We start from the raw sequence: 26887 nt of genomic DNA, 5'->3' as shown, positions 1-26887 counted from the left end.
TTCGCCTTCGCTTGGCACCCAACCGGCTGATGTCCCTTATGCAAGAACTGTTGTCATAAAAGTTCTTTCTAGCAAAGACTGTAAAATTATTATGACAAAAAGTATTTGATACGACTGATAAAAAAGGCATTAAGAAAATTACTGGTTCAGGCGTTAAGAAATAGATGTTACAGAATGCTGGATGGACGGGATTGATCCAAATACCAAAAAATGGAAAAAGCTGCGATAAAGCAATTGTACAAGTGAGTGACACAACCGAAGTTCAATAAGGCGCAATTGTCGGTAAACCAATAAATTTAATGCATTTATCACCTTTTTAGTTTCACCGTAATTTTGGTGGTTTCGTCGCATTTTTACGGTACGTCGTCTCAAGTTGTTTGCAAAAGATAATGTGCAGAGTAGTTTTGCGTTAGAATAAAAAAGGTCAAAAAACCAAAACGCATGAAAAAGATTTACTTACTCGCAATCGTAACTTTCCTCTCAATACAAATCTTTGCCCAGTTTCCGATGGGTGGCGCGGCAGGCAAGCCTGGGCAGGCTCCTCCCTCAATAGGTAATGTATATGGAAAATTAGTAGACAGTCTAGGCAAGCCTGTTGGCGACGCCTCTGTTGCAATGTTGGTAAACCGTATGGATACGGTTACTAAAAAAAGAAAAGATGTTTTACTTAAGGCTATCGTCACCAAATCAAACGGAGAATTTAATTTCGCCGAACTACCTGTTTTTGGTGGTGGTTTGAAATTAAAAATTTCTGCAATAGGCTTTAAGGCAATAGAAAAGCCAATCGCTTTTCAAATGAAAATGGAAGCACCTGCGACAGGCAAAGCAGCAGGCGATCCCGCAGGACAAATGTCTGCCATGAGCGGAATGCTGAACTCTTTTGTAAAAGATTTGGGCAACATCCAAATGACTGCTGAAGCAAGAGTGTTGGAAAACGTAACAGTTACCACAACTGCCAGCGGACTAAAATTAGACATTGATAAAAAAGTATTTAGTGTAGAAAAGAACATAGTGAGCGCTGGCGGAACAGCGGTAGACGTAATGCGCAACGTTCCTTCAGTACAGGTAGATGTAGACGGTAATGTGAAGCTTCGTAATGCCGCTCCACAAATTTATGTTGATGGTCGCCCTACAACTTTAAGCCTTGATCAAATTCCCGCAGATGCGATTGCAAGCGTTGAAGTAATCACAAACCCCTCCGCAAAATATGATGCATCTGGTGGTAATGCTGGTATTTTAAATATCGTGTTGAAAAAGAATAAGCAATCGGGCTACAATGGTAACCTGATGGCAGGTGTTGATAGAAGAGGTGGTGTAAACGCAGGTGGTAACTTTAGCGTAAGGCAAAACAAAGTGAACTTTAGTGCTGCCGTTATGATGAACCAAATGCGTAATAAGTCCGTTGGTACGACAAACCGTTTAAACTACGGCGATACGCAAACACACGTTTTTCAAAACAATGACAACAGAACAAAAGGCGCATTTGTTTTTGGAAAAGTTGGACTTGATTACTACGTTACCAACAGGGCTACTTTGTCTCTATCAGGTATAAAGGTTCATGGCCAGTTTAACCCTTCTGAAACAATTGATATCGTTACTGACAGTTTATTCAATTCTGGTTTAAAAAGAACTATGAACAGCCAGCGTTTAACGAGCGGTTCAAGAACTTTCAATGCTAACGGTTTACAGTTTGGATACGTCTATAACTTCCCCAAAGCAGGCGAACAACTGACTGCTGATGCCAACTACTTCTCAGGTAAAAATTCAGCTAATTCGTTATATACTACCAATTACTTGAAATCAGGAAGTGTCAACAGCACCCAACTTCAACAAGTACTGGGCGAAGGAACTAACCAGTTTGTTACTGTTCAGACAGACTATACCAATCCCATTAGTGCTGTCACTAAGCTAGAAACCGGGTTAAGAATGCAGCTTCGTGACATCATGAACAACAATGATAACTTCAGAGGTGTTCCCAATGGCGTACTCGTTAAGATACCTGCGGGCACCAGCAACTATAAGAACAACGATAATGTTTATGCAGCTTATGTAAGTGTAAAAAGCGCTATCAAAAACTTCGGTTATCAGATTGGCTTGCGTGCAGAAAGCTCTGAATACCAGGGGGAGCTGACAAATACAGGTGAGAAATTTAGCAATAAATATCCTATCAGTTTGTTTCCTTCTTTGTTCTTAAGCCAGAAATTAAACAATAAGCAAGAGTTACAGTGGAGTTACACACGTCGCATCAACAGACCTAATTTTTTCCAACTAATTCCGTTTACTGATTATACTGATAGTCTTAATATTTCAAGAGGTAATCCTAACCTGGTTCCAGAATTTACAAGCTCTTACGAGATGAGCTACAGCAAGACTTTCAAGGGAAATAATAACATTTTAGGTTCTATCTACTACAAGCATTCTACTGACCTTATTACACGTTATCTTAATAAAGACCTTAATCCTTTTACGGGCAAGCAAGACATCATCAACACGTTTATTAATGCTAACTCCAGCTACTCTTACGGTGCTGAGGTGACTTCTGTCAACAACATTGCCAAGTGGTGGGATATGACTACCAACCTTAACCTTTACCAGTCAAAGATCAATACCGATAACATTTTAGGTACATCACAGGATGCAATTGTAAGCTGGTTTGGAAAGTTTAATAGCAACTTTAAGTTGCCTAAAGCTTTCACAATCCAGTTGTCAGCCGATTATCAAAGCAAAACAAATCTGCCTGTGAATAGTGGACAAGGTGGAGGCTTCGGTGGAGGCTTCGGACAGGCTCAAAGTTCTTCTCAAGGTTATATCAGACCGTTCTGGGGAATGGACCTGGCTGTAAGAAAGACCTTCCTGAAAAACAATGCGGCTACAGTTAGCGTTAGCTTCAGCGACATGTTTAGAACTCGCAAGCAAGACCAGCATTCAGAAAGTGTATATTTCACACAGGATTATTATCGCCTAAACAACCCACAAATGGTAAGAGTTAATTTTAGCTACCGTTTTGGCAAAATGGATATATCGTTATTTAAACGTCAAAACCTCAAAAGTACCGGCAACCAGGATGCTATGCAAATGGGCCAATAAGAACTATTTAGTTCCCGGCAATTGCAACAATGGTGAACTTTTCTTGCGTCGCACACTTGTACAATTTCAACACAACGCAACGTAAGATCAGCTAAACGAGACGGGCATAGGGTTAAAGGATTTAGCGGGTACTTTTGATAAAAAATTATAGGAATCCTTTTTACTAAAAGAATTGTACTTTGAATTTTTAATTGAAAAAAACAAACAAAATGAAAAAATTGCTTCTCTCTCTAACCACGCTGTTAAGTGTAGCGATGGTAAATGCTCAAACTGCAGATGAAATTGTTTCGAAGCATTTAGATGCTATAGGTGGCAAAGAAAAACTTTCCCAGGTTACTTCTGTATATACTGAAAATGGTATGGAAGTAATGGGAAACGAAGCTTCATCGAAGGTGACTGTCTTAGTTGGAAAAGGTTTTCGGAGCGAGTCTGATTTTAACGGACAACAAATCATAAACGTGATTACTGACAAAGGTGGCTGGGCTCTAAATCCTTTCGGAGGAGCAACTGAACCAACTGCTTTAGGTGATGAGCAGTATAAAGCAGGGGTTGACCAAATTTACGTAGACCCTTTTCTTAATTACGCTGCCAGGGGTGGCAAAGTAGAATTGTTAGGAAAAGAAAAAGTGGGAAGTGCGGATGCTTATAAAATAAAGTTTACAAATAAAGACAAAGCAGAAACTACTTACTTTATAGATCCTACAACCTATTTTATTACCCAAACGGTAAAAAAAGGAAATGCAATGGGGCAGGAAATAGTAGTGACAGCAACATATTCAGATTTTAAAAAGACTGATTTCGGTGTAGTCATGCCTTATACCACCAATGTTGATATGGGACAATTTGCTATGAAAATGAACACTAAAAAAGTGGAAGTGAACAAAGCGGTTGATCCTTCAATTTTCGACATGCCGAAAAAATAGATCGATCTAAATTTTATAAAAAGGTTACTGAAGCTGCATTGATTCGGTAACCTTTTTTTTGTGACCTGCCTGGTCAATCAGTACCTCTAATTACTAGCTGTTTCGTCTTTTCAACCTTTTTTAAAGAAGTTTCTTTTTTGATGAAAATCTCATGGCTTTCTAAAAAATACGTTTCGGTTCTACTTCACATACTGTTTTGGATTGTTTTATTTTCATTGCCTTCATTATTTCGTCCGAGGCAGGAGAACAATCCGCAGGCGCATCGCGAGGTTGACGAACACATCAATTTTTTCTATCAGTACCTCGTCAACTGTTGCACGTGGATTGTTTTATTCTACCTGAACTCTTATTTGCTATTTCCGAAAACAGTTTACAAAAGAAAGTACGTTAAATACGCGCTATCGCTGGTTCCTGTTTTAGCCTTGCTCTCACTTATCGTGTGGACCAGTGCCCGAGTGCTAATACCCAAGATTCATTTTAGCCTCGGCCTATTTGTATTCTTCTACATTTTTCCATGCATTTTCATTCTTGCCTGCAGTATAGCGTTTACGATGTTTCGCGATAAATTGCAATCAGACAGGCTGGTTTCAGAAAAGCAAACGGAAAATTTAAAAACCGAGCTTGCTTTTCTTCGCTCCCAGGTTAGCCCGCACTTTATGTTCAACGTGCTGAATAACATGGTAACCCTGGCGAGAAAAAAATCAGATCAGCTGGAGCCGTCTCTTTTTAAACTGTCGTCTTTGTTGAGGTACATGTTATATGAAACTGATGAGGAGAAGGTGTTGCTCGAAAGAGAAGTTGAATATTTGCAGAGTTATATCGACCTGCAGCTGCAAAGGTTTGGAAGCAAGGTAAAAGTGAACCTGGTAATGGAAGATTATGATAAGAATTGTTTTATCGAACCGATGCTGCTCATACCATTTGTTGAAAATGCGTTTAAGCACGGAACAGGCTTTAGACAGAACTCTGAAATTAATATTGAGTTGAAAGCTAAAACCAATTTGCTTGATTTTAGGGTGAGTAATTACTATGATAATTCGATTGCGCAGGTGAAGGATAAAACGTCGGGCATTGGGCTGCAGAATGTCAAGAGGCGTTTGGACCTTTTATACAAAAATGAACACACTTTAACGATAGAGAATAAAGACAATTTTTTCACCGTAACACTGCAATTAAATCTACATTAATGCTAAGGTGTATAGCTATAGACGACGAGGATTTGGCGCTTGAATTAATGGAAGATTATATTTCCAAAGTTCCTTACCTGCAACTAGTTGCTACATGCGATGATCCTTTGGAGGCAATTTCAATCATACAGGAACAACAAATTGACCTGGTCTTTTTAGATATTCAAATGCCTGGCTTAAATGGCCTACAATTAATTGAAAGTCTTTTAAATAATCCGATGTGCATTCTTGTAACGGCATACTCGCAATACGCTTTGGACGGCTTCAACCTAAACGTGGTCGATTATCTTGTAAAACCGGTTCCGTTTGACCGTTTTTTAAAGGCTTGCAACAAAGCGAAGGAATTATACCAACTTAAGAATAAGGCTACAGAAACATCGAAAGAAGCGGAGCTCGATTATTTTTTTATCAACGCTGATTATAGTCATGTAAAGATCTCTTACGCCGATATTCTGTGGGTTGAGGGATTGAAAGACTACATTAAAATACATTTAGAAAATAACGTTAAACCGATTGTCGCCCGTATTAGCATGAAGAACATTGAAGAGTTGCTGCCTTCGTCAAAGTTCTTACGGATTCAAAAATCTTATATTGTTTCAAAGGAGCACATCACTGCGGTGAAAAAGAGCAGTGTATTTATTGGGTCTACTGAGTTATCAATTGGTGAAAATTATAAAGAATCCGTATTGGCGTTTTTAGGTAGAAAAGGGGAATAGTTACTAGAAATATTTCTCGCGGAAGGCGCTGACTTCGCGGAAAAGGACACTTTTATTTCTGCGACTTTAGCGCTTTCTGCGAGACACATCGCTCCATCAATTAACAAGATCTTTCTGCTTCTGTCAGCACTTCCGTCTATCTTTGGCCATCCCGCTTAGAAGCATGAAAACAATAGACTGGTATATTCTCAAAAATCTTCTCATCACTTTTTTCTATTCATTATTTCTTTTTGCTTTCATAAGTGTTGTCATCGATATAAGTGAGAAAACAGATGATTTTGTGAGATCGGGGCTGACTTTTACACAGATTATTAAAGAGTACTACCTCGGTTTTGTTCCTCATATTCTGGCACTTCTTTTTCCACTTTTTGTGTTTTTGTCTACTATTTTCTTTACCAGCAAAATGGCTGGCAGAAGCGAGATCATTGCGGTATTAGCTAGTGGTACAAGCTTCACTCGTTTTTTAAGGCCGTTCTTTTTTAGTGGACTTGTGCTTGCTACTATCCTTTGGTTAGGTAATCGTTATGTGATACCAAAAGCAAATGCAATCAGGGTTAATTTCCAGGAAAATTATATTGATAAAAATTCGTCTTATAATCCTTTAGTGGCAAATAGAAATAGTTTGTACCTCCAAATCGATGCATCCAGTTATGCAGGAATAAATTACGATACCACGTCAAAAAGTGGGACTAACTTTTTTGTGCAACACGTGAAGGGAAACAAAGTTGATTATAATCTAAGAGCTGAAAGTATTCGTTGGGATACGGCCGCAAAAAAATGGAGGCTTGACAATGTGATTGAGCGAAAAATTGACGGCTTAAATGAGACCGTGACACTTACTCCAACCATGCTAAAGAGTTACAGTTTTAAACCTTTCGATTTAAAGCGTGACGACTACACGAAAGATAAATTAACCACGCCCGAACTGGATCGCTTTATACAATTTGAAGAAATGCGCGGAGTAGAGGGACTCAATTCTTTAAAAGTCGAGCGCAACAGGCGAGATGCAACCCCCGCCTCTGTTGTATTGTTAACCCTGATAGCCGGCGTTATTGCAAGTCGCAAGGTTCGTGGTGGAAGTGGTGTTCACATGGCAATTGGGTTCATTGCCGGCGCAACCTATATTTTGACCGATCGGTTCTCAACTATATTTTCTACTAAAGGAAATCTACACCCAGCTCTTGCCGCCTGGATGCCTAACATCATCTTTGCTTTTGTTGCTTTGTGGTTTTACAGAAAAGCACCTAAATAGTTCCATAGTTTTCCCCCGCCTTCTTACAATACTTTTGTTGAAGTATACAATTGTTTTACCTTTATCTATCTCTCTGAATATTTGACCTTTATAAGGAGAAAACAGTTCATTTTACTTACTATATAAAATAAAAAAATTGTCTTGTTATGGGAATAATTAAGGACAGGTTTAAGGCGAAGGCTGATGAAGCTAACGTAGAGATTAAGGCGATATTGAAAGAGCATGGAAGCAAAAAAATAGGTGAAGTAACACTAGCCCAAATTTACCAGGGTATGCGCGGAATAACTGGTTTGGTAACTGAGACAAGTTTACTTGATCCTCAGGAAGGCATTCGGTTCCGAGGTTATACTATTCCCGAGTTACAAGAGAAACTTCCCAAAGCAGAAGGAGGAAGTGAGCCATTACCTGAAGGATTGTTTTACCTGATGCTGATAGGGGAGTTGCCTACTGCCGCAGATGTTAATGAAGTCACCGATATCTTACAACGTCGCAGTCATGTTCCTAACCACGTCTTTGCTACGATAGATGCTTTGCCTTTGTCTACCCATCCCATGACAATGTTTGTAGTAGGAATTATGGCGTTGCAAACGGAAAGCTGTTTTTCGAAGCAATATGCCAAGGGCATGAATAAGAAAGATTACTGGAGCGCAACTTTCGACGATTCCATGGATCTTATCGCGCGTCTTCCACGTATCGCTGCTTATATCTACCGCCGCAAATACAAAAACAACGAGCACATTCACCCGGATGGTCTGTTGGACTGGAGCAGTAACCTAGCTCATATGATGGGCTACGACGACGAAAGTTTTTACGAATTAATGCGCTTATATATGACTATTCATGCTGATCATGAAGGTGGCAATGTAAGTGCTCATACCACACACCTTGTCGGTTCTGCTCTTGGCGATGCGTACCAAAGTTTCGCCGCAGGTATGAATGGTTTAGCAGGTCCGCTTCACGGCCTGGCTAACCAGGAAGTTATCAAGTGGATTTTTGAAATGAGAAAAGAATTAGGAAGCGATAACCCTTCGAAGGAACAAATTGTCGATTATGTTCAAAAGACTTTATCAGCAGGTAAAGTAGTGCCCGGTTATGGTCATGCTGTCTTACGTAAAACAGATCCAAGGTTTACAGCTCAAATGGAATTTGGTAAAAAACACATGGCAGATGATCCCTTAGTTCAAACCGTTTGGAATATCTACGAAGCCGTGCCCCCGATATTACAATCGCTGGGAAAAATAAAAAATCCATGGCCAAATGTAGATGCGCACAGCGGAGCATTGTTGGTTCATTACGGCTTGGTCGAGTATGAATTCTATACAGTATTATTTGGAGTTAGCCGTGCTCTTGGCGTACTGGCAAGTCTTTGTTGGGACCGCGCTTTAGGTTTTGCCCTTGAACGTCCAAAAAGTGTTACCAGCGAATTGGTCAAAGATTGGATTAACGGAAAAGGCGAAGTGTGGGAATAGCGTTTTGAGCCGAAGCTTAAGAATAACTATTAAGCTTTTGTTGCGTCGCACTCTTGTACTTTTTGTCCATTAGGAACACATAGAAACTCTAAGGAAATATCTCCCTAAAACGCCCTGCGTCTCTTGCAGGGCATTTTTTATTTCCAATTAAAACTTAATTCACTTTAAAAAGAGTTACGATTTTCTATTTTAGTAAAATCAAGAAGCGCTGGGACTTAGGTTATGCAAGTCATCAAAAGCAAGGTTAGGCGTAATGATAAAAATTTGGTTCATACAAAGTCCGCCAATACATTTGCACTCTTTCAATTTCTTAGAACATTTAATCAGGGGAATTAGCTCAGTTGGTAGAGCGCTTGCATGGCATGCAAGAGGTCAGCGGTTCGAACCCGCTATTCTCCACAAGCTTTAAGCCCCGCAAGGGGCTTTTCTTATTCTTATTTTAAGTCATTTCACTACATTCATTTTCCTACAACGCTCGGTTGTATTTTAAATCTTACAATTCAATCAAATGAACCATCAAATTCTTAGAATTAAAAAAACACGCGAAAGCCTTATAAATCAATTAGCAGGTATTTCGATTGAGGCTTATAATAAAATCCCTGACGGTTTCAATAACAACATAATTTGGAACATGGGGCATTTAATTGCCGCGCAGCAGGGAGTATGCTATGTTAGGGCAGGAGTAAAGCCTGTGACAGAGCAGTATTTTTCCCTCTATAAACCCGGTACGAAACCAGAACATCCCGTTGATGAAAACGAGGTCGAAGAAATAAAAGTTACTTTATTGACTTCAATTAATCAACTTGATATTGATTACCCCAGTAACATATTTACAAATTATCCTTCGTGGACTACTCGTTACGGAGTTGAAATAGCCAGTATAGACGATGCCCTTCAATTTTTGATGTACCATGAAGGACTACATACAGGAATAATTATGTCTATGAAAAAATTAGTTGCTTTTTATTAAGGATGTTTTGGGATAGCTTTCCTTATTTGCCTTAAACCCGCTTTGTAGCAGTTGTTAAGGTTATAATAACGCATAATCATTTTGTTATCTATAGTCAATCTTTGCTACTTTTTGCAAAAAATAAACGACCTTTGTTAGCAACAAAAAAATAAGTAAGAAACTATGGGGAAATCTCAGGAGACCTTTGCGAAAAAGGAAAAAGAAAAGAAAAAATTAAAGCAGCGCCAGGATAAGCAGGAAAAAATGGAGGAGCGCAAAGCCAATGGTAAGAAGGGTAAGAGTTTAGATGAAATGATGGCTTATATAGATGAAAATGGAAACATTTCTTCTACACCTCCTGATCCTAAGAAAAAGAAAGTCTTCAAACAGGAAGACATGATGATCGGAGTACCGAAGCAAGAACCCGTTAACGAAGCTGATCTAATCAGAACAGGAGTGGTTACATTCTTTAATGACGCTAAAGGATTTGGATTTATCAAAGACTTAGTAACGCAGGAAAGTGTGTTCATTCACGTAAATCAATTACAGGAGCCGATTAAGGAAAACGAAAAAGTGATTTTTGAGGTAGAAATGGGTCCTAAAGGTCCAAGTGCCATCAACGTGAAGAAGCAATAGGGGCTTTCAATCAAGCTTCGAATATTACTCCACTTTATTGGGTTGATAAATTGCTGCTTAGCTTTGTCAGAAAGACAAAGCCAAGCATTGCAGTTGTTATAGAATAATCTTCTTCTTTTTAGCAGGCATAGCCACAAGAATCGTAGTAATAACAATAATCCTACTTCACGAATTTCACAAGTCGAATTTGATCCCTTGCGCCAAAGCAGGAGTTTGAGAATAATTTATAGTATTCGTTTGTCTGCGCATGTATGCTCTCCACGCATCGCTGCCACTTTCTCTACCGCCACCAGAATCCTTTTCGCCACCGAAAGCTCCACCAATTTCAGCGCCTGATGTGCCAATATTTACGTTGGCTATCCCGCAATCAGATCCTTGTGCTGATAAAAATAATTCGGCCTCACGAAGATTGAGGGTCATAATAGAAGAAGAAAGTCCTTGAGGTACTCCATTTTGAATTTGAATAGCTTCTTCAAGCGCATTGTATTTGAGCAAATAAAGAATTGGTGCAAACGTCTCGTGCTGCACAATATTAAAGTGCGGTTGAGCTTCGGCAATGGTTGGCTTTACGTAACATCCACTTTCATAACCTTCGCCTTCTAAAACACCTCCTTCTACAACAAATTTTCCACCTTCTTTTTTACATGCATCAATTGCATTCAGGTAAGATTTCACAGCTCCTTTATCAATCAACGGTCCTACATGGTTGTTTTCATCTAACGGGTTACCTATTCGTAGTTGCATAAAAGCTTTTGTCAACTTACTCTTTACCGTTTCATAGATGCTTTCGTGAATAATTAACCTTCTTGTAGTCGTACATCTCTGACCAGCAGTACCCACTGCACCAAAAACACATCCTATCATAGCTACATCCAAATCTGCATCAGGAGTAATGATGATTGCATTATTGCCTCCAAGTTCTAGCAGAGACCTTCCTAATCGGGCACCTACTGCAGCGGCCACTGCCTTACCCATCTTAGTGGAACCGGTTGCAGAAACAAGCGAAATGCGAGTATCGTTGGCGAAGCGTTCGCCTAAATCTTTTTCGCCGATTACAAGACTACATACCCCTTCAGGCACAGCGTTTTTAGAAAAAATATCGGATACAATATTTTGACAGGCTATAGCACTAAGTGGAGTTTTTTCGGATGGTTTCCAGACACAAACGTCTCCACATACTAGAGCTAACATTGCATTCCAGCTCCATACTGCAACAGGAAAATTAAAGGCAGAAATGATTCCTACTACTCCTAACGGATGCCATTGTTCGTACATCCGGTGACCCGGTCGCTCACTGTGCATTGTCAGTCCGTATAGCTGCCGGGAGAGACCAACTGCAAAATCACAGATATCTATCATTTCCTGTACTTCTCCATAACCCTCCTGCAAGCTTTTACCCATCTCATAAGAAACCAATTTGCCAAGCTTTAATTTGTTTTCTCGTAAAGCTTCACCCACCTGCCGTACAACTTCGCCCCTTTTAGGTGCGGGCCATAAACGCCATTCTACAAATGCGTTTTGAGCAAGGCTTACAACTTTATCATAATTGTCAAAGTCGCATGAGTCAACTGTCGCAATCATTTTACCATCTACCGGTGAAGAACACTCTATTTTTTTTCCGGAAGTTTGTAAGCTTTTTGATCCTGTGTAGGCTCCAGAATTTTTGTCTGATAAGCCTAATAATGAAAGGTCGATCATAAAAGGGCGGAATTTTTACATGAAATAATACGGGCAGTACAAATTTTAAAAGACTTAATTCGAACTAGCCTTTTACATTTTGCGCCAGCGTGTATTTGTTTCCATTCAGAGTTTGATAAAATTTTTCAAGTGGAATATCTTCCTGCTTTACAAAACCTTGCCCTGGAAGATCATTAGTAGCGACCATTTCAACAACTGCTGCAATGGAAGCTGCGGTAGTCCAGGAGATAGCTCGCCATTCCTGCTCCCCAATGGTCATAGGATAAAATGCCTTAAAGTACTCTTCACGCTTTAACACTCCTTGTTTCCATCCTTCAACTACCGCGTATACATATACCACATCCTCTTTCACTGGTGGTTTTGCTTTAGTTAGAATGTCTTCTGTCAAAGCTCTGTCTTCTTTCATTATCAACTCGTACAGCAAGAAGCGCATTAATTTACAATGGCCAGGATAACGAATAGTCTTATAATTAAGTGTATCGACTTTTCCCTCTAATGTTTCGCAAAGCGTACCTAATCCGCCTGACGTAGTAAACGCTTCAAGCTCCTGGCCTTCGATATTAATGGTTTCGATTCCGTCTAATGACTGCATCCATTTGCGCTTGCCGTTGTGAATCATTTCTGCGTCGTTTAAATACTCGTTGATTACACCCGCCGGTGACCATGTGAAAGAATAACCCATCAAACCATTGGGATAGCGTGGAAGCGCGCCCACCCGCAATTCCACATCGCGCAGCTTGTCAAAACGATTGCATAGGTCAGCAGCAACAATACCAATAAATCCAGGCGCCAAGCCGCATTGTGGTATCATCACGCCCTTAGCAGTTTTAGCCATTTCCCTGATAGCATTTGTCGTTGCCACATCTTCTGTAAGATCGAAGTAATGAATACCTAACAGATGTGCCATCTGGGCGATGACCAGGTTTTTATCATATGGTAAACAAGAGACGACTGCGTCTTGTTGCTGCAATATCTCCCTCAAAAATTCCTGGTCATTGCAGTTTCCGTTGTAAGTGTTAAACGGATGATGCGTATACGAGATACAATCAATTCCTGTAACAGCATACAATTCGTGTAATAAAGCAGCTACTAACGAACCTACTTTACCAAGGCCAATGACAGCTATTCTTTTCATAATTCTTAGTTTAGAAGTTACGGAGGTAATGACCTTTTGATCACCGTTTTAGAAAAAGTCGAAATTTTCCCCTCGATGTGGCTTACCAATACTTGTAAAACTTATAAGTATCTGTAATGAATAAAAGCGAGCAGATTTTACTGTTTGAGAAACAGCTCTTAAGAATCATGGAATATTAGAGCAAGCGCTCCGTAAAAAAGCGAGGAAAGAATACCATATGTTGAATGAATAATTCATTTTTCTGACACTACTAATTTATAGAAACTTTATTGGAATTCGCATTTGGGGCTCGTAACAAAATTCATTTCTTCGTAAGCGCTTTACAATTTTTCTATCTCGCTGTAAACTCAACTTTCATCTAAACCATTAAGTAATTTTGCCCAATGATAGATGCATCAGAATTACGGATAGGCAATTATATTTTGCATAAAGCAAGCGTACGAATACTGCCGGTCAAATGTACTTTTCAACATTTTGAACTAATGGCCAAAGGATTAGCAAAAGACATTTTTCCCATACCATTAAAGCCTGACATATTGCAAAAATGTGGGTTTGTAGAAAATAAAAAATACTACCTGTTACCTGATGCCAGAGAATTCATTCTCACTCTTCCTGTAATGGGCAATAGTAAAAATGAGGTGTATGCATATCTTAATAGCAATAAAGAGAGCTATGCACGTGCCACCGTAAATGACCTCGTAATCAGCAATAATTTTTACTACTTGCACCAGCTGCAGAATCTCTACTATGTATTACTTGGTAAAGAGTTAGATGTAATGCTATAAATATCACAAGGCGCGAATATTGTAAGACGTAGAAAGTAAAAATAATTGCTCAATAAACAATTCAAAAAAATCATTGTTGAGAGCTTACATCAAATACTATTTTATGGACAGCATTAATCGCAACCAACAAGAAGAAAATCACAAAGACTTACAGGGAACGGAGGCAGGAAAAAAAATAAAAGAACTTGCCGGTAAAAATAATACCTGTTTTTTTTGTTCGAATATAACTACAGGCAAGCCTGTAACTGTTCGACCTATGTCAGTACAAAAAATGGATGAAGACGGAACCCTTTGGTTTTTAAGTTCAGCAGACAGTCATAAGAACGAAGAAATACAGACTGACAATAACGTGCAGCTTTTGTTTCAGGGTTCTGCCCACTCTAATTTCTTAAGCATTTATGGTGTAGCCACGATTTCCACTGACAAAGAGTTGATTAAAGAACTATGGGAGCCAATACTAAAAACATGGTTTACCGAAGGTGTTGATGATCCAAGAATTACGGTTATTAAAGTAGAAACAAAGCAAGGTTATTATTGGGACAATAAGCATGGAGATGCAATTGCTTTTGCAAAGATGGCTGTAGGAGCTGCACTTGGTAAGACAATGGATGATTCGATAGAAGGAAAGCTTAACGTCTAAAATTCCCCTATTTTTTATGCATACAACAGGAAGAGTAATACCCTTGTTACAGGTTTTGGCACGAAATTTTGTCTTGCAGTTTTATTAAAGTAGCAGGACAAATTATTGAACACCATAATGTTAGAATTAAAAAATTGCTAATAGCCTGCTCCATGAATTTTAAAACTCTTATGTATGACAAAGATGATTGCTATGGCTATTGCAGCCTTTTCAATGGCTGCTTGTAACAACACTGAAACAGATAAAGTTGTTGTTGATTCGTCCAGTACCACTAGTACTACCGTATCACCCTCCACAGATACTGTTTCCACGACTACCTCCACCTCTGCATCTACTACTTACACTGCTGCTGACGGTGATGTTATTTATAGAGATAAAAAGCTGAAAGTTCGTAAAGCAGGAGAATGGGTAGACGCAGATGACGACGTTAAACTGGATAATGGTGTTGTTGTTTACAGAACAGGAAAAGTAAAAAATGGTAATAGAGAGTTAGTACTTGATGATGGTGGAACTATTGATCGTACAGGAAACTTCTTCGACAAATCAGGACATGCTATTGATAATGCCTGGGATGCAACTAAAGAGGGAGCAAAGGACGCAGGTAAATTCATTAAAGAAGGAGCCAAGGATGCAGGTAGCGCAATTAAGAAAGCTGCCAAAAAAGTAGGAGAAAAAGTTGACGATGCGGTTGACAACGACAAGAAAAACTAGCATTTTTTTTAACAGTAATATCCCTTTATACTTGAATTTTAGTTTTAGGGATATTACTTTTAAAAAATTTTAAAGCTTGAATAATACATCTGACCTGACGGGAATTTAACCTTAAGGTTTGAACTAATTTAAAAGCCTTTTCATTAATTTATAAAATCTATTCTGAATAAAACTTCACCTAATATTTAATCGAAATACCGGAGCTCATCCAACATATTCTTTTTAAAACATCTTCTGTTTTCCGGAAGAAAACATGCACATGAAAATCTCTAAAGCAAGCCGTGATGATGATCGCGTTAGCGTTCTCGAGATCATTGGCAATTCAGGAATGGGAGGAATGGAAAATTATATTAAAGGTTTTCTTGCAAATCTTCCCATAAATCAATTTAGTGTTACTTGCATCTGCCCTTTTGAAAGTCCTTTTACAGACACACTTCGACAACTTGGGGTTGAAGAAGTATACATCACCCCGATTGAAGACGATCCGCCCTGGAGGTCTATACAATTGGCAGTAGAAGTTATACGGTTGCACGATATAGATGTCTTACACGCTCACATGCCTAAGGCCCACGCTTTAGCAGGGCTTGCAGGTTCCTTAACCAACAAGCCTACTGTTGCAACAATCCATGGAATGAACGTTACTTCCCATGAGCTGGGAATCACCCGCGCTGTGGGGTCGCACGTAATTACTAATTGCCAGGAAGCTTATATCCAGGCGCTCGCTATGGGTATATCTGCAGACCGCGCTAATCTTGTCCGTAATGGGGTTGATACAAAAGTCTTTGTTCCCAATGGTGGGGGAAAAGCTTTTCGAAATCACCTGGGTCTGCCGAAGGGGACTCCGGTTGTCGGTTTTGTAAGTCGGTTAGAGAAAGAGAAGGGCCCCGATTTATTTCTTCGTGCCGCTGAAATCATTCATCAAAAAAGGCCTGATGTTCACTTTGTCATCGTAGGTGAGGGTTTTATGCACGATGAGCTGGAGAAAATGGTTACGCAAATGCAACTTGATAAGAATGTGCATTTTGCCGGATGGTGGGATAATACTCCTGACATTTACCCCGCTTTCGATGTTCTTGCCCATACTTCACGTAGTGATGGAACGTCCTTGGTGTTGTTAGAGGCAATGGCATGCGGTTGTCCGACTGTCGGAATTGGTGTTGGCGGAGTACGCGAAATAATTGAAATTGAGCGAACAGGCTTTGTATCCGGAGCCGGCGACTGGCAAAATGTAGGAGACAGGATACTCCAACTGCTAAATAATCCAGCGCTGCTAAAAAGTATGAAAGAAGCCGCTCGAACAAGAGTAGAACAACATTTTAATGTAGCGATAAACACGAAACTAACTGCAAAGGTTTTGCGACAAGTTGCTGAGCGGGGAAGAGATGAACGATTTTCTAAAAACACTGTTCCGTCCCCTGAAATGTTAACCAGCATTTCTTTGACAACTTCAAAAGATTAGGAAATAAGACCTAATCGCCTTTTGCTTTTATTTAAAATCAATCCAAAAAGTGGGCAAACCTCTTTCGATGCCACACACAGCTTTTGCAAAAATTTGTTTTTATATCGTAGCCCACGCCGATGACTGGCAACTTTTTATGCAACCCAATGCCTATGAAGATCTTGTCGCTCCCGGTACTAAGGTTGTCTTTATCATTACTACGGCAGGAGATGCAGGCAACGATCAGGCATTTTGGTCTGCTCGGGAAGAAGGATGTAAGAGTTCGATTCGTTTTTGCCTTGCTCCTTTAACAGATCTTACGGAATCTAGTGGCTCTGTTGAAATTAATAATCATTTAATCAACTATTGGTCTGCTAATAATTGCGTCATCTACTTCCTTCGTTTGCCAGACGGGAATCTTGATGGTAGTGGTTTCCAGAGATACAATAATCAAAGTCTTACAAAATTTAGAGCAGGCGAATTTTTAACGATCACTGCTGTTGACAATTCCTCTAATTACGACAGTTGGGAAAATTTTGATACTACCATACAAAGTATTATTCAAGATGAAAGCGGAAGCATTCCTGACATATGGGTCAACTTTTTAAGTCCGCACACCACTATCAATCCAAATGATCATTTGGACCATATTGCCACCGGTCTTGCTATTGAACAAATGGCAATGATTTCTACTTATCGCCAGGCAGCCTTCGTTGGTTACAGTGTTCACAACACACCCATACCTCTTAGTCCCGACCAGTTGTTCTGGAAAGCCGGGATGTTTGCGGCATACGAGAAAGCAGTATACGACCTCAGTGGGTACAGCACCATACGGGAAAGTGCTTCGACTTATTTGAAGTGGACCTTAAGTAGCGCGAGATACACTGTTCTTAACCCTTAATCTTTGTAAGAGACATGACTAAAAAAACTACAAATAATAATATGGAGGAACAAGATATTTCATCTGGTAGCAGTGAAGCTGAGTTGCCAGCTGTGGGAAAAGTAAATTTTGGAGACCTAAGGCGTTTAGAGCCCTTAACAAGATCCTTCGGCTACGACCGTGGTCGACCAATTGACCGATACTATATCAATAAATTTTTAACCCAATATAGCACTGATATCGCAGGGCATGTTGTAGAGATCGGAGATGATCGATATATAAAAAGATTTGGTGGTAACCGGGTGACACAATCTGATGTTCTTGACCAGGATCATCCTGACTCAACGCCAACCATTATAGCTGACCTTGCAAATGCTGATCATATTCCAACAGACAAGTTCGACTGTATTATTGTTATTCAAACCCTACAATTTATTTATGATGTTCATGCTGCTGTACGAACACTCCATCGCATTCTTAAACCTGGAGGAGTAGTATTAGCTTCACTTCCTTCGCTAAGCCCTATATGCCGATACGACATGGATAGATGGGGCGACTACTGGCGATTTACAAGTGCAGCGGTTCAAAGGATTTTTGGAGACATTTTTGGTTCCGGCAATATTACTGTAGAAGCATATGGAAATGTATTGGTGTCAACAGCCTTCTTGCAGGGCATGGCAGCGGAAGATCTAACCCCGGAAGAGCTGGATTTCAAAGACCGAGACTTTGAGTCGCTGATTACCGTAAGGGCTGTGGAAGCTTAAGTAATTTCTTCCTCCTCCAAAAATAATTAGGCATGTATGCACTGTTCGTAAAGACTTTTAATAGAAGACTCTAAAGCAACTTCAACCTTTCATCCTTTACAAAAACCTATCGCCGTCCTATCTAGCCATTCAACTTTACATACATATTCATGTGGTTGTAAACTCTCTTTTTCAATCCTAAGTTTATACCATCAAATCAGTAAATATTCAGCTTTTAATAAAAGCTTCTCTATAAAGGATCAATTTACAACAACCAAAACTACCCCTCGAAGCTACAGGTATACTGTAGCTTTTTTCATTTGTAATGACCCTAAGCACCATGGGAATTTTAGATCTTAATTGACCACGATTAGAAATCGCTTTTGCAATTAGTATAGAATTATAATAAAAAGGTTCTTTCTATACAGCAAGAAAAATGAAGCAAGTAAAAACCTTTTTAAGCTACATTTGATTCAATGTCTTTTATTTGACGAACAAACTTTGCATGCAATAATTTCTAAAATTTAACAACAGTATTAATGACGAAAGTAATATCCCGAACTGCACTGATCATTACTCTGACAACCCTCCTCAATCTTTCATCGAAAGCGCAGGAAGCAACCATAAGCATCAATAGTAATGGAGACAACCACATTATTAGCCGACATATTTATGGACAGTTTGCTGAGCATTTAGGTAGATGTATTTACGACGGCTTTTGGGTAGCAGACACCATGAAAGTTGCAAAGAAAGACAGGATACGTTTGGATGTTGTTGAGGCCTTGAAAAAAATAAAGATCCCTAATTTAAGGTGGCCGGGTGGCTGCTTTGCCGACGAGTATCACTGGCGTGATGGCATCGGTCTCAGAAATCAAAGACCTAAGATGGTGAACACAAACTGGGGTGGCGTTACTGAAGACAACAGCTTCGGCACTCACGAGTTTATGGAGCTATGCAGCCTTCTGAATGCAGAGCCTTACATTGCCGGAAACGTAGGAAGCGGCACAGTGGAAGAAATGGCTAAATGGGTAGAATATTTCAACATGCCCGGCGAAAGCCCAATGGCCAATCTGCGTAGGCAGAATGGTCGCGATAAGCCTTGGAAAGTCACTTTCTGGGGTGTCGGAAACGAAAGCTGGGGTTGCGGCGGAAACATGACCCCCGACTACTATTCTAACTTGTATAAACGTTATGCTACTTATGCCAGAAATTATCCCGGCGCTCCCTTAAAAAAGATTGTGAGCGGAGCAAGCGAAGGCGATTATAACTGGACCGAAGTCTGCATGAAAAATATTCCCCGAAACCAAATGTGGGGCCTCGGACTTCACTATTACACTTTGCCCATTCGCAATTGGAACGGAAGCAAAGGTTCGTCTACCCAGTTCGATGAAAAGCAATATTTCCAGACAATGAAGGGCACTTTGTTTATGGAAGAATTGCTAAACAAACATGCCGCTATTATGGACAAATACGACAAAGAAAAACAAGTTGCGCTTGTCGTAGATGAATGGGGGATATGGACAGACGTAGAGCCAGGAACCAATCCCGGCTTTCTCTATCAACAAAATTCTTTACGCGATGCGCTTATTGCCGGCACCAATCTCAACATTTTTAATAATCATAGCGACAGGGTGAGGATGGCAAATCTTGCACAAACAGTTAATGTATTGCAGGCGCTCATTCTTACTAAAGGAAGGCAAATGATAGTTACTCCAACTTATCACGTTTTCGATTTGTACAAAGTCCACCACGACGCAAAGTACCTTCCTATCCAGGTTACCAGTCCTGACTACGAAATGGAGAATGTAAAAATAACTTCGGTTAATGCATCTGCCTCACGAGACTCTACAGGTGCTATTCATATTTCGTTGGTCAACATCAACCCTAACAAAAATATTCCTGTACGAATTGCTCTCGACGGCATTAACTGGAATAGCGTAACAGGCCAAATGATTACTTCTGCAAAAGTGAATGACATTAATACTTTTGAAAAGCCAAACACTATTCAACTAGCTAAATTTTCAGGAGCAAAAAAAGAAGGTAATCAACTGGTTGTAGAACTGCCATCGAAAAGCGTAGTAGTGTTAGAGTTGAAATAAAATAACCGGGTTGCAGGTAACAAGCTTTATCGACCATTATTTTATAATTCGTATAATTGGTTAACAAGCTTAAGTATGTCAATTAAGCTTTCGTTGCGTCGCACACTTGTACTTCTTTTTATAACTCAACTAAGACTCACTACCCGATAACACTAACAGACAAATGACCCTCAACACGCTGGATGTAGTTGCTATTATTCTTTTCTTTTTAAGCATGATAATCATCGGCGTTATCTCTTATTTTAAAAGTAAAAATGCAGAGGATTACTTTGTTGCAGGAGGAAAGTTGCCCTGGTGGTTAGCCGGCATTTCTCATCATGTGTCCGGCCACAGCGGAGCCGTCTTTGTTGCTTATGCCGCCGTAGCTTATACGCACGGTTTCACTATGTATATGTGGTGGGCGTTTCCTGTTGCTGTTGTTATCATCGGTACTGCTAAGATCTTTCCTGTTTACTGGGTTCGGTTAAGAAGAGAGTTCCAGATACAATCTCCATTGGAATATTTGAGTGTACGATACAATGTATTAACGCAACAAATTGTAGCATGGTCCGGAGTATTATTGAAGGTTTTTGATGTAGGAGCGAAATGGGCCGCCATTGGTATTTTATTGCATGTAGTTGCCGGTATTTCTATGACAACAGGTATTCTTGTTTCCGGTGTGGTCACTATCATCTACGTCACCTTCGGTGGTTTGTGGGGAGTAATCGTTACTGACTTTATTCAATTTCTTGTCCAGATTCTTGGCGGCGTTGTAATGTTTGTGTTGGTAGTTAACCGCCTCGGCGGCATGAACTCCATCACTGAAATTTGGAAACAGCTTCCTCCGGGTCACAGTAATTTATTCAACGATCCTTATTCAGCCGCATTTGTCGGTGTTATGTTTTTTGTTTACTTCCTAAGTTATAACGGTGGTATCTGGAGTTTGGCAACAAGGTATATTTCTTCACCAAATGAAAAAGAAGCTTCAAAAGCTGCGAGGCTTTCAGGCATTTTATATTTGATATGGCCCTTGATCTTATTCTTTCCCATGTGGGCAGCACCGGTAATACTACCGGGCCTAAAAAACCCTACCGAGTCCTATGGATGGCTAATGCTAAAGATCCTGCCACAGGGAATGATCGGGCTCGTAATCGCGTCCCTTTTCGCAGCCACTATGGGTATGACCTCTTCAGATGTAAATACCATTGCTGCAGTTATTACCAGAGACATTCTTCCGGTAGTTTCCAGCAAGTTTCGTAACGATAAAAATGGCTTGCGAACTGCGCGCATCACGACTTTCATATTTACTCTGGCCACTATAGTTATCGCTCTTAACTATGAACAATTTGGAGGAGTATTAGGGTTAATCGTAAAATGGTTTGCCGCCTTATTAGGACCTACAGCTATGCCTTTGATTTTTGGACTACTCCCCGTGTTTGCCAGGTGTGGACCGCGGGCAGCTATTTCTTCTATCATTGCAGGGCTAATTACATTTATCATTACAAAAGATATGAAGTTGGATAGCCTTGCCCTAGAGGTTGGCTTACCTACTATGGTGTCTGCCATTGTATTTATTGGGGTAGGGCTGCTAACTAAAACGGTACCTGAAAAAGTGAAAGCACAAATGGCTGCACTTAAGAAGACAATGTAGAAGCTTGCTTATGGAAACAAAGATTTCTCCTAATGAAAAAGTGATTATTGGTACTAACTGTATTACAAACAAAACCCAACAATTAGTTTTTCAGAACGACAAATTCTTAAATATTCTTGCGACAGATCCTGTCGAATCCGGCAATCGTTTTATCGGTCCTGGCTTATTAGATCTGCAGATAAATGGCATCAATGGAATTGATTTTAATAATCCTGCATTAACCTCTGAAAAGATTGTCGCAGCTACCCATTATTTGCTTAGCCAGGGAGTTACAACATACCTACCCACTGTCATTACGAATTCTGACGAAAACATCCTTCAAATTGTTCAAACTATCAATAATGCGTGTTTATTGAATTCACTTGTAAATGATTGCATTTGGGGTATTCATTTAGAAGGGCCTTTTATATCGCCCGTTCCCGGTGCTAAAGGGGCCCACGATGAAAAGTACATTAAGCCTCCTGACTGGAAACTGTTTCAGAAATTTCAGCAGGCAGCAGGTGGAAGGATTAAACTCATAACCCTTGCTCCTGAGTGGGAAGGTGCTTATTCGTTTATACAAAAATGCAAGGAACACAATGTTCTTGTTTCGATTGGTCATTCAATGGCTAATGCAGAAAACATCCGTCTTGCTGTCGAAGCAGGCGCTTCTTTGTCAACCCATTTAGGTAACGGTGTTCCGCTAACATTACCCCGTCATCCAAATATTATCTGGGATCAATTAGGCACAGACGAATTGTATACTTGCCTGATAACCGACGGCATTCATATTCCCGACCCTTTCATAAAAGTGGCGATAAAAAGTAAAGGCGAAAAGGCTTTGATTGTAAGTGACGCTACGCGCTTTGCAGGCATGGAGCCAGGGGAATACGAAAGCCATATAGGCGGTGTTGTTGTAGTAGATAAGGATAAAAGAGTATCGCTGAAAAGTTTTCCGGGTTTGCTTGCCGGCGCGGCTAAAAACCTGTTAGAAAATGTTGAAACACTCATAGATCACAATCTTTGTTCCCTTAGTCAAGCCTGGAGTATGGCATCTGTAAATGTTGCTTCAATGCTTTTAAAAAATAAAACAACTTTTTCCAATAAGGATGATATCGTAGTCTTTTCTTTAAAAGAGAAAAAGATACAAATTGAGACTGTTATTAAAAGTGGAGTGATCGTTCATGAGAAATAATTTTTGTCTTTGTTAGAGCAGTGATTTTTGAAAAGGCCTTTTAAAATGAACCTGAAGTTGAGTCAAGAAATTCCAGTTGAACGGAGCGTCGCAACCAACGATTCACAAAGATTTTGGTTGGTGCAAAAATGTATTTAAAAACATCTAAACTTTCTGCCGTTGTTGGTCGCCCCTCCATTGTTAGTCGCCGACCAACTTCCCGAATTTTTTTTAAATCTTTAATTCAAAAACAATGGAAGCAAAACAATACGGATTTGGCATTATAGGAGCAGGCATTATTTCAGACATTCATGCGCGAGCCATTAATGCAATTGAAAATGCAAAGTTGATTGGAGTGTATAGTATCAACAAAAGCAAATCGCAGGCATGGGCAGATAAGAATAATTGCATTTCTTATGATAGTTTGGAGGAGATGGTTAAGAGCCCTCAGATTGATATTGTTTGTATTTGCACGCCTTCGGGAATACATCTTGAGCCTGCAATAGAATGTATTGAAGCAGGTAAGCATTGTGTAATTGAAAAGCCACTGGAGGTAACGCTTGAAAAATGTGATCGGATTATTGAGGCCAGTGATAAAGCAGGTGTAAAAACGGCTGTTATTTTTCCATCACGTTTTTATGAAGCTAGTAAACAGGTTAAAAAAGCGATAGATGAAAATCGGTTTGGAAATATGGTTTTAGGGGATGCATACGTAAAGTGGAGTAGGAGTGAAGCCTATTATAATTCTGCTGCATGGAGAGGAACATGGGAACTGGATGGGGGTGGAGCGCTTATGAATCAAGGGATCCATTCTGTTGACTTATTACAATGGTATATGGGACCAGTTGAATCGGTGCAAGCTATGTCGGCCAATGTAAAACATAAAGGAATTGAAGTGGAGGATACAGTTGTATCTACTTTGAAATTTGCGAATGGTGCATTGGGTACAATAGAATGTTCTACAGCAGTTTTTCCGGGTACATTCAAAAGGGTTGAAATAATGGGGACGTCAGGAACTGTCATCCTGGAAGAAAGTAGTTTAATAAAATGGCAGTTTGAAAAAGAAACAAGTGAAGATGAAACAATCATAAAAAGCATGGCTGCCGGTAATGTTTCTCACGGTGGAGTCTCTAATCCGGCAGATATTAGTTTTGCGGGACATCAAAGGCAGTTGGAAGACATCATACTGTCAATTGAAACAGGTAAAAAGCCTTTAATAGATGCAATAGATGGCCGAAAATCAGTAGAAATTGTTCTGGCTATTTATGAAAGTTGCCGAATGGGAAGGAGAGTTACCTTACCGGGTTTTTAAGCGCTTTTACCAGGTTAGGTTTTCTCTTTATTACTAGTATAGGGTAATTTTTAAATTTGTTTGCGAACAAATTGAAGGATCTTTTTTTTACTTTTGCTAAATATTTTAGTATTTTTGTTTCCCAAACAGTTTAAATAAAACTTCTTGTTTTTCAATGAAAGCTTCAAAAGCAGATATTATTGCCCAGTTACAAAGGGACATTCTTCCCTTGCAGGGCTATAAGCCTGTAGCTGGTAATATTTGTTTTGACGCAGGACTTGGAATTATAAAAGAAGCTTTTCCAAATGCTTCATTTCCTTTGGGAGCTATCCATGAGTTCTTTTGCACAGGAGCAGAAGATGCATCTGCAACAAGTGGATTTATTGCAGGTATAGTGTCTGCGATGATGCAAAAAGGTGGGGTAGCCCTTTGGATCAGTGCATCTCAAACAATTTTTCCTCCTGCCTTAAAAATATTTGGGATTGCTCCTGAGAAAGTCATTTTTATAAACCTTACTAAAGAGAAAGAAATTTTATGGGTTATGGAGGAAGCCCTCAAGTGCGAAGGCCTAGCAGCAGTAATTACAGATACACCTGAAGTAAGTTTTACAGCAAGCCGAAGATTTCAATTAGCTGTTGAGCAAAGCCGTGTCACAGGCTTTATCGTCCGCCGTAACCCCCGTAACCTCGCTACTGCCTGTGTAACCAGATGGAAGATTTCACCTTTGCCTTCTATATCTGAAGATGGTTTGCCGGGTGTAGGTTTTCCAAGGTGGAATGTAGAATTATTAAAAGTCCGTAATGGAACTCCTGGTATTTGGCAGGTAGAATGGAGAGGAAGGTTTAGGCATGTTTTCAGGATAGCTTCTATTAATAAAGAGCAGCAAAGAAAAGCAGTGTGATGGAACGGCGATTTGTTTCGATATGGTTCAGGTATTTATCAACCGACTGGTTCGTGCTTCGAAAGCCGCAACTAAACAATAAAGCTTTCGTATTAAGAACGCCTTCTCATGGTCGTATGATAGTGACTGCTGTGAATGCTTTAGCCGAGGCACAAGGAATTCACGCCGGAATGGTATTAGCGGATGCAAGGGCAATTCTTCCGGATTTGGAAGTATTTGATGACGAACCTGACCTGGTTACTAAACTTTTAAAACGTATTGCAGAATGGTGCATTCGATTTACTCCGTTTGCAGCTGTGGATCCTCCTGATGGTATCATTCTCGATGTTACAGGCTGCTCACACTTGTGGGGCGGAGATGAACCGTATTTAAATGATATAATTACAAGGTTAAAAAAGCAAGGTTATTATGCCCGTGCTGCAATTGCTGATACAATTGGTGCTGCATGGGCCGTTGCACGATATAACAATCGAACTTTAATTGTTCCTTCCTCCCAACAAAGTGAAGCGATACTTACTTTGCCCTGTGCAGCTCTTCGCTTAGAGCCTGGTACAATAGAGCGTTTGCAAAAATTAGGTCTCAGGCAAATAAGAGATTTTATTGGCATGCCTAAGTCAGCACTTCGTCGTCGTTTTGGTAGTCATATCATAACAAGGATAAACCAGGCACTGGGAGTTGAAGAGGAATTTATTCAACCGGTACAGCCAATTGAACTTTACAGTGAAAGACTACCTTGCTTAGAACCGATTGCAACTGCAACGGGGATTGAAATTGCTCTTCAGCGACTACTTGAAGCTTTGTGTAAACGTCTTCAAAAAGAGCAAAAGGGTCTTCGTACCGCAAAATTTAAATGCTACCGGGTAGACGGAAAAATTGAGGAGATACAGATTAGTACGAATGCTCCCTCTTATAATGTAAAACATCTGTATAAGCTATTTGAAATAAAAATAGTGACCATCGAACCAGATCTTGGGATAGAGTTGTTTGTATTGGAAGCTCCAAAAGTTGAGGATCATTCTCCTTCTCAGCAGCAATTGTGGGAAGCAATGTATGGTCTTCAACATATTCAGTTAGCAGAACTGATGGATCGTTTGTCGGGAAAAGTGGCTTCCATTTCCATCAATCGTTATTTACCGGATGAACATTACTGGCCGGAACGATCAATTAAACAAGCATCATCCTTACAGGAGACAACAACCACAGAATGGAAAGTTGATCGGCCCAGACCTATGCAGCTTTTAGCAACTCCTCAAAGCATCCAGGTGGCAGCACCTGTACCTGATTATCCGCCTATGAATTTCCGCTATAAAAATAAACTTCATAAAATACTAAAAGCAGATGGACCAGAACGTATAGAGCAGGAATGGTGGATTCAAGACGGGCAACATCGCGATTATTATATTGTTGAGGATGAGGAAGGTGGTAGATATTGGTTGTTTCGCTTAGGGCATTATGATGAGGATTATAAATGGTTTATACATGGATTTTTTGCTTAGGTTTTTTTAGACAAAGAAGTCTATTAAACGGAGGAGGTCATTTTAGCATTAGTTCTCTGATTCTTCTT

At 39.9% G+C, this 26887-nt stretch carries 22 protein-coding genes and 1 tRNA gene; 21 read left to right on the top strand and 2 right to left on the bottom strand.

All coding sequences use genetic code 11. The features are described from left to right. Positions 1-441 precede the first annotated feature (441 nt). From SAE01_RS19620 to SAE01_RS19580, 9 genes are all read left to right on the top strand, one after another. Complete coding sequence (locus SAE01_RS19620; RefSeq protein ID WP_147205506.1) at positions 442-3087, top strand: TonB-dependent receptor; 2646 nt, start codon at positions 442-444, stop codon at positions 3085-3087. Positions 3088-3296: 209 nt separating this feature from the next. Next, positions 3297-4010 carry a LolA-like protein gene (locus tag SAE01_RS19615; RefSeq protein ID WP_147205505.1) on the top strand — a complete coding sequence of 238 codons (714 nt, stop codon included), beginning with the start codon at positions 3297-3299 and terminating at the stop codon, positions 4008-4010. Positions 4011-4150: 140 nt separating this feature from the next. Then, entirely contained in the window at positions 4151-5197 is a 1047-nt protein-coding gene (locus SAE01_RS19610; RefSeq protein ID WP_147205504.1) for a sensor histidine kinase, read from the top strand. Next, entirely contained in the window at positions 5197-5913 is a 717-nt protein-coding gene (locus SAE01_RS19605; RefSeq protein WP_147205503.1) for a LytR/AlgR family response regulator transcription factor, read from the top strand. Before SAE01_RS19610 ends, SAE01_RS19605 begins: the two co-directional genes overlap by 1 nt. 163 nt (positions 5914-6076) lie before the next feature. Then, a complete protein-coding gene (locus SAE01_RS19600) occupies positions 6077-7165 on the top strand; it encodes an LptF/LptG family permease (RefSeq protein ID WP_147205502.1) in 1089 nt (362 codons plus the stop codon). Between the two features lie 146 nt (positions 7166-7311). Then, the gene (locus tag SAE01_RS19595; RefSeq protein WP_147205501.1) at positions 7312-8634 is read left to right on the top strand and encodes a citrate (Si)-synthase, eukaryotic; all 1323 of its coding nucleotides are present in this window, start codon (positions 7312-7314) and stop codon (positions 8632-8634) included. 326 nt (positions 8635-8960) lie between these two features. Further along, positions 8961-9033, top strand: a tRNA-Ala gene (locus tag SAE01_RS19590). Positions 9034-9142: 109 nt separating this feature from the next. Beyond that, on the top strand, positions 9143-9604 hold the full coding sequence (locus SAE01_RS19585; RefSeq protein WP_147205500.1) for a DinB family protein: 462 nt from the start codon (positions 9143-9145) through the stop codon (positions 9602-9604). Between the two features lie 162 nt (positions 9605-9766). Further along, complete coding sequence (locus SAE01_RS19580; protein WP_147205499.1) at positions 9767-10219, top strand: cold-shock protein; 453 nt, start codon at positions 9767-9769, stop codon at positions 10217-10219. 174 nt (positions 10220-10393) lie between these two features. Here the strand turns inward: SAE01_RS19580 and amaB are convergent, their stop codons facing one another. Next, positions 10394-11917, bottom strand: coding sequence for an L-piperidine-6-carboxylate dehydrogenase (amaB, locus tag SAE01_RS19575; protein WP_147205498.1), 1524 nt, complete (start codon positions 11915-11917; stop codon positions 10394-10396). 64 nt (positions 11918-11981) lie between these two features. Then, positions 11982-13052, bottom strand: a complete 1071-nt coding sequence (locus SAE01_RS19570) for a saccharopine dehydrogenase family protein (protein ID WP_147205497.1) — start codon at positions 13050-13052, stop codon at positions 11982-11984. A gap of 383 nt (positions 13053-13435) precedes the next feature. On the opposite strand from SAE01_RS19570, the gene SAE01_RS19565 reads away from it, so the two are divergent. The 12 genes from SAE01_RS19565 to SAE01_RS19510 all read left to right on the top strand — a co-directional run bounded on the left by SAE01_RS19565 (position 13436) and on the right by SAE01_RS19510 (position 26819). Then, positions 13436-13837 (top strand): hypothetical protein, encoded by a 402-nt coding sequence (locus SAE01_RS19565; protein ID WP_147205496.1) that lies wholly within the window; start codon positions 13436-13438, stop codon positions 13835-13837. 103 nt (positions 13838-13940) lie between these two features. Continuing rightward, positions 13941-14477: a pyridoxamine 5'-phosphate oxidase family protein gene (locus SAE01_RS19560; protein WP_147205495.1), complete on the top strand. Its 537-nt coding sequence runs from the start codon at positions 13941-13943 to the stop codon at positions 14475-14477. Between the two features lie 174 nt (positions 14478-14651). Beyond that, positions 14652-15188, top strand: coding sequence for a hypothetical protein (locus SAE01_RS19555; RefSeq protein WP_147205494.1), 537 nt, complete (start codon positions 14652-14654; stop codon positions 15186-15188). Positions 15189-15447: 259 nt separating this feature from the next. Continuing rightward, positions 15448-16647 carry a glycosyltransferase gene (locus SAE01_RS19550; protein WP_170234211.1) on the top strand — a complete coding sequence of 400 codons (1200 nt, stop codon included), beginning with the start codon at positions 15448-15450 and terminating at the stop codon, positions 16645-16647. A gap of 67 nt (positions 16648-16714) precedes the next feature. Then, positions 16715-17527 (top strand): PIG-L family deacetylase, encoded by an 813-nt coding sequence (locus SAE01_RS19545; RefSeq protein ID WP_147205492.1) that lies wholly within the window; start codon positions 16715-16717, stop codon positions 17525-17527. 14 nt (positions 17528-17541) lie between these two features. Then, complete coding sequence (locus SAE01_RS19540; RefSeq protein ID WP_246113286.1) at positions 17542-18270, top strand: methyltransferase domain-containing protein; 729 nt, start codon at positions 17542-17544, stop codon at positions 18268-18270. 518 nt (positions 18271-18788) lie between these two features. Beyond that, entirely contained in the window at positions 18789-20348 is a 1560-nt protein-coding gene (locus SAE01_RS19535; RefSeq protein ID WP_147205491.1) for an alpha-N-arabinofuranosidase, read from the top strand. 163 nt (positions 20349-20511) lie between these two features. After that, complete coding sequence (locus SAE01_RS19530) at positions 20512-21978, top strand: sodium:solute symporter family protein (RefSeq protein ID WP_147205490.1); 1467 nt, start codon at positions 20512-20514, stop codon at positions 21976-21978. Between the two features lie 10 nt (positions 21979-21988). After that, a complete protein-coding gene (locus SAE01_RS19525) occupies positions 21989-23152 on the top strand; it encodes an N-acetylglucosamine-6-phosphate deacetylase (protein ID WP_147205489.1) in 1164 nt (387 codons plus the stop codon). Between the two features lie 232 nt (positions 23153-23384). Next, entirely contained in the window at positions 23385-24443 is a 1059-nt protein-coding gene (locus tag SAE01_RS19520; RefSeq protein ID WP_147205488.1) for a Gfo/Idh/MocA family protein, read from the top strand. A 154-nt stretch (positions 24444-24597) separates the two neighbouring features. After that, positions 24598-25323: an ImuA family protein gene (locus tag SAE01_RS19515; protein WP_147205487.1), complete on the top strand. Its 726-nt coding sequence runs from the start codon at positions 24598-24600 to the stop codon at positions 25321-25323. After that, positions 25323-26819, top strand: coding sequence for a Y-family DNA polymerase (locus tag SAE01_RS19510; RefSeq protein WP_147205486.1), 1497 nt, complete (start codon positions 25323-25325; stop codon positions 26817-26819). The genes SAE01_RS19515 and SAE01_RS19510 overlap by 1 nt, the downstream gene beginning before the upstream one ends. Positions 26820-26887 lie beyond the last annotated feature (68 nt).

The sequence above is a fragment of the Segetibacter aerophilus genome, assembly GCF_007991655.1.
GTDB lineage: Bacteria > Bacteroidota > Bacteroidia > Chitinophagales > Chitinophagaceae > Segetibacter > Segetibacter aerophilus.
Note: the sequence above shows the minus strand (reverse complement) of the source record. Positions and strands in the feature narration are given on the sequence as shown.

Coding starts and splice junctions, on each gene's coding strand:
- SAE01_RS19555 (WP_147205494.1), top strand. CDS start 14,652: ATGACAAAGATGATTGCTATGGCTATTGCAGCCTTTTCAATGGCTGCT.
- SAE01_RS19515 (WP_147205487.1), top strand. CDS start 24,598: ATGAAAGCTTCAAAAGCAGATATTATTGCCCAGTTACAAAGGGACATT.
- SAE01_RS19510 (WP_147205486.1), top strand. CDS start 25,323: ATGGAACGGCGATTTGTTTCGATATGGTTCAGGTATTTATCAACCGAC.
- SAE01_RS19610 (WP_147205504.1), top strand. CDS start 4,151: ATGAAAATCTCATGGCTTTCTAAAAAATACGTTTCGGTTCTACTTCAC.
- SAE01_RS19525 (WP_147205489.1), top strand. CDS start 21,989: ATGGAAACAAAGATTTCTCCTAATGAAAAAGTGATTATTGGTACTAAC.
- SAE01_RS19535 (WP_147205491.1), top strand. CDS start 18,789: ATGACGAAAGTAATATCCCGAACTGCACTGATCATTACTCTGACAACC.
- SAE01_RS19560 (WP_147205495.1), top strand. CDS start 13,941: ATGGACAGCATTAATCGCAACCAACAAGAAGAAAATCACAAAGACTTA.
- SAE01_RS19565 (WP_147205496.1), top strand. CDS start 13,436: ATGATAGATGCATCAGAATTACGGATAGGCAATTATATTTTGCATAAA.
- amaB (WP_147205498.1), bottom strand. CDS start 11,917: ATGATCGACCTTTCATTATTAGGCTTATCAGACAAAAATTCTGGAGCC.
- SAE01_RS19605 (WP_147205503.1), top strand. CDS start 5,197: ATGCTAAGGTGTATAGCTATAGACGACGAGGATTTGGCGCTTGAATTA.
- SAE01_RS19600 (WP_147205502.1), top strand. CDS start 6,077: ATGAAAACAATAGACTGGTATATTCTCAAAAATCTTCTCATCACTTTT.
- SAE01_RS19520 (WP_147205488.1), top strand. CDS start 23,385: ATGGAAGCAAAACAATACGGATTTGGCATTATAGGAGCAGGCATTATT.
- SAE01_RS19540 (WP_246113286.1), top strand. CDS start 17,542: ATGACTAAAAAAACTACAAATAATAATATGGAGGAACAAGATATTTCA.
- SAE01_RS19615 (WP_147205505.1), top strand. CDS start 3,297: ATGAAAAAATTGCTTCTCTCTCTAACCACGCTGTTAAGTGTAGCGATG.
- SAE01_RS19545 (WP_147205492.1), top strand. CDS start 16,715: ATGCCACACACAGCTTTTGCAAAAATTTGTTTTTATATCGTAGCCCAC.
- SAE01_RS19620 (WP_147205506.1), top strand. CDS start 442: ATGAAAAAGATTTACTTACTCGCAATCGTAACTTTCCTCTCAATACAA.
- SAE01_RS19550 (WP_170234211.1), top strand. CDS start 15,448: ATGAAAATCTCTAAAGCAAGCCGTGATGATGATCGCGTTAGCGTTCTC.
- SAE01_RS19580 (WP_147205499.1), top strand. CDS start 9,767: ATGGGGAAATCTCAGGAGACCTTTGCGAAAAAGGAAAAAGAAAAGAAA.
- SAE01_RS19585 (WP_147205500.1), top strand. CDS start 9,143: ATGAACCATCAAATTCTTAGAATTAAAAAAACACGCGAAAGCCTTATA.
- SAE01_RS19570 (WP_147205497.1), bottom strand. CDS start 13,052: ATGAAAAGAATAGCTGTCATTGGCCTTGGTAAAGTAGGTTCGTTAGTA.
- SAE01_RS19530 (WP_147205490.1), top strand. CDS start 20,512: ATGACCCTCAACACGCTGGATGTAGTTGCTATTATTCTTTTCTTTTTA.
- SAE01_RS19595 (WP_147205501.1), top strand. CDS start 7,312: ATGGGAATAATTAAGGACAGGTTTAAGGCGAAGGCTGATGAAGCTAAC.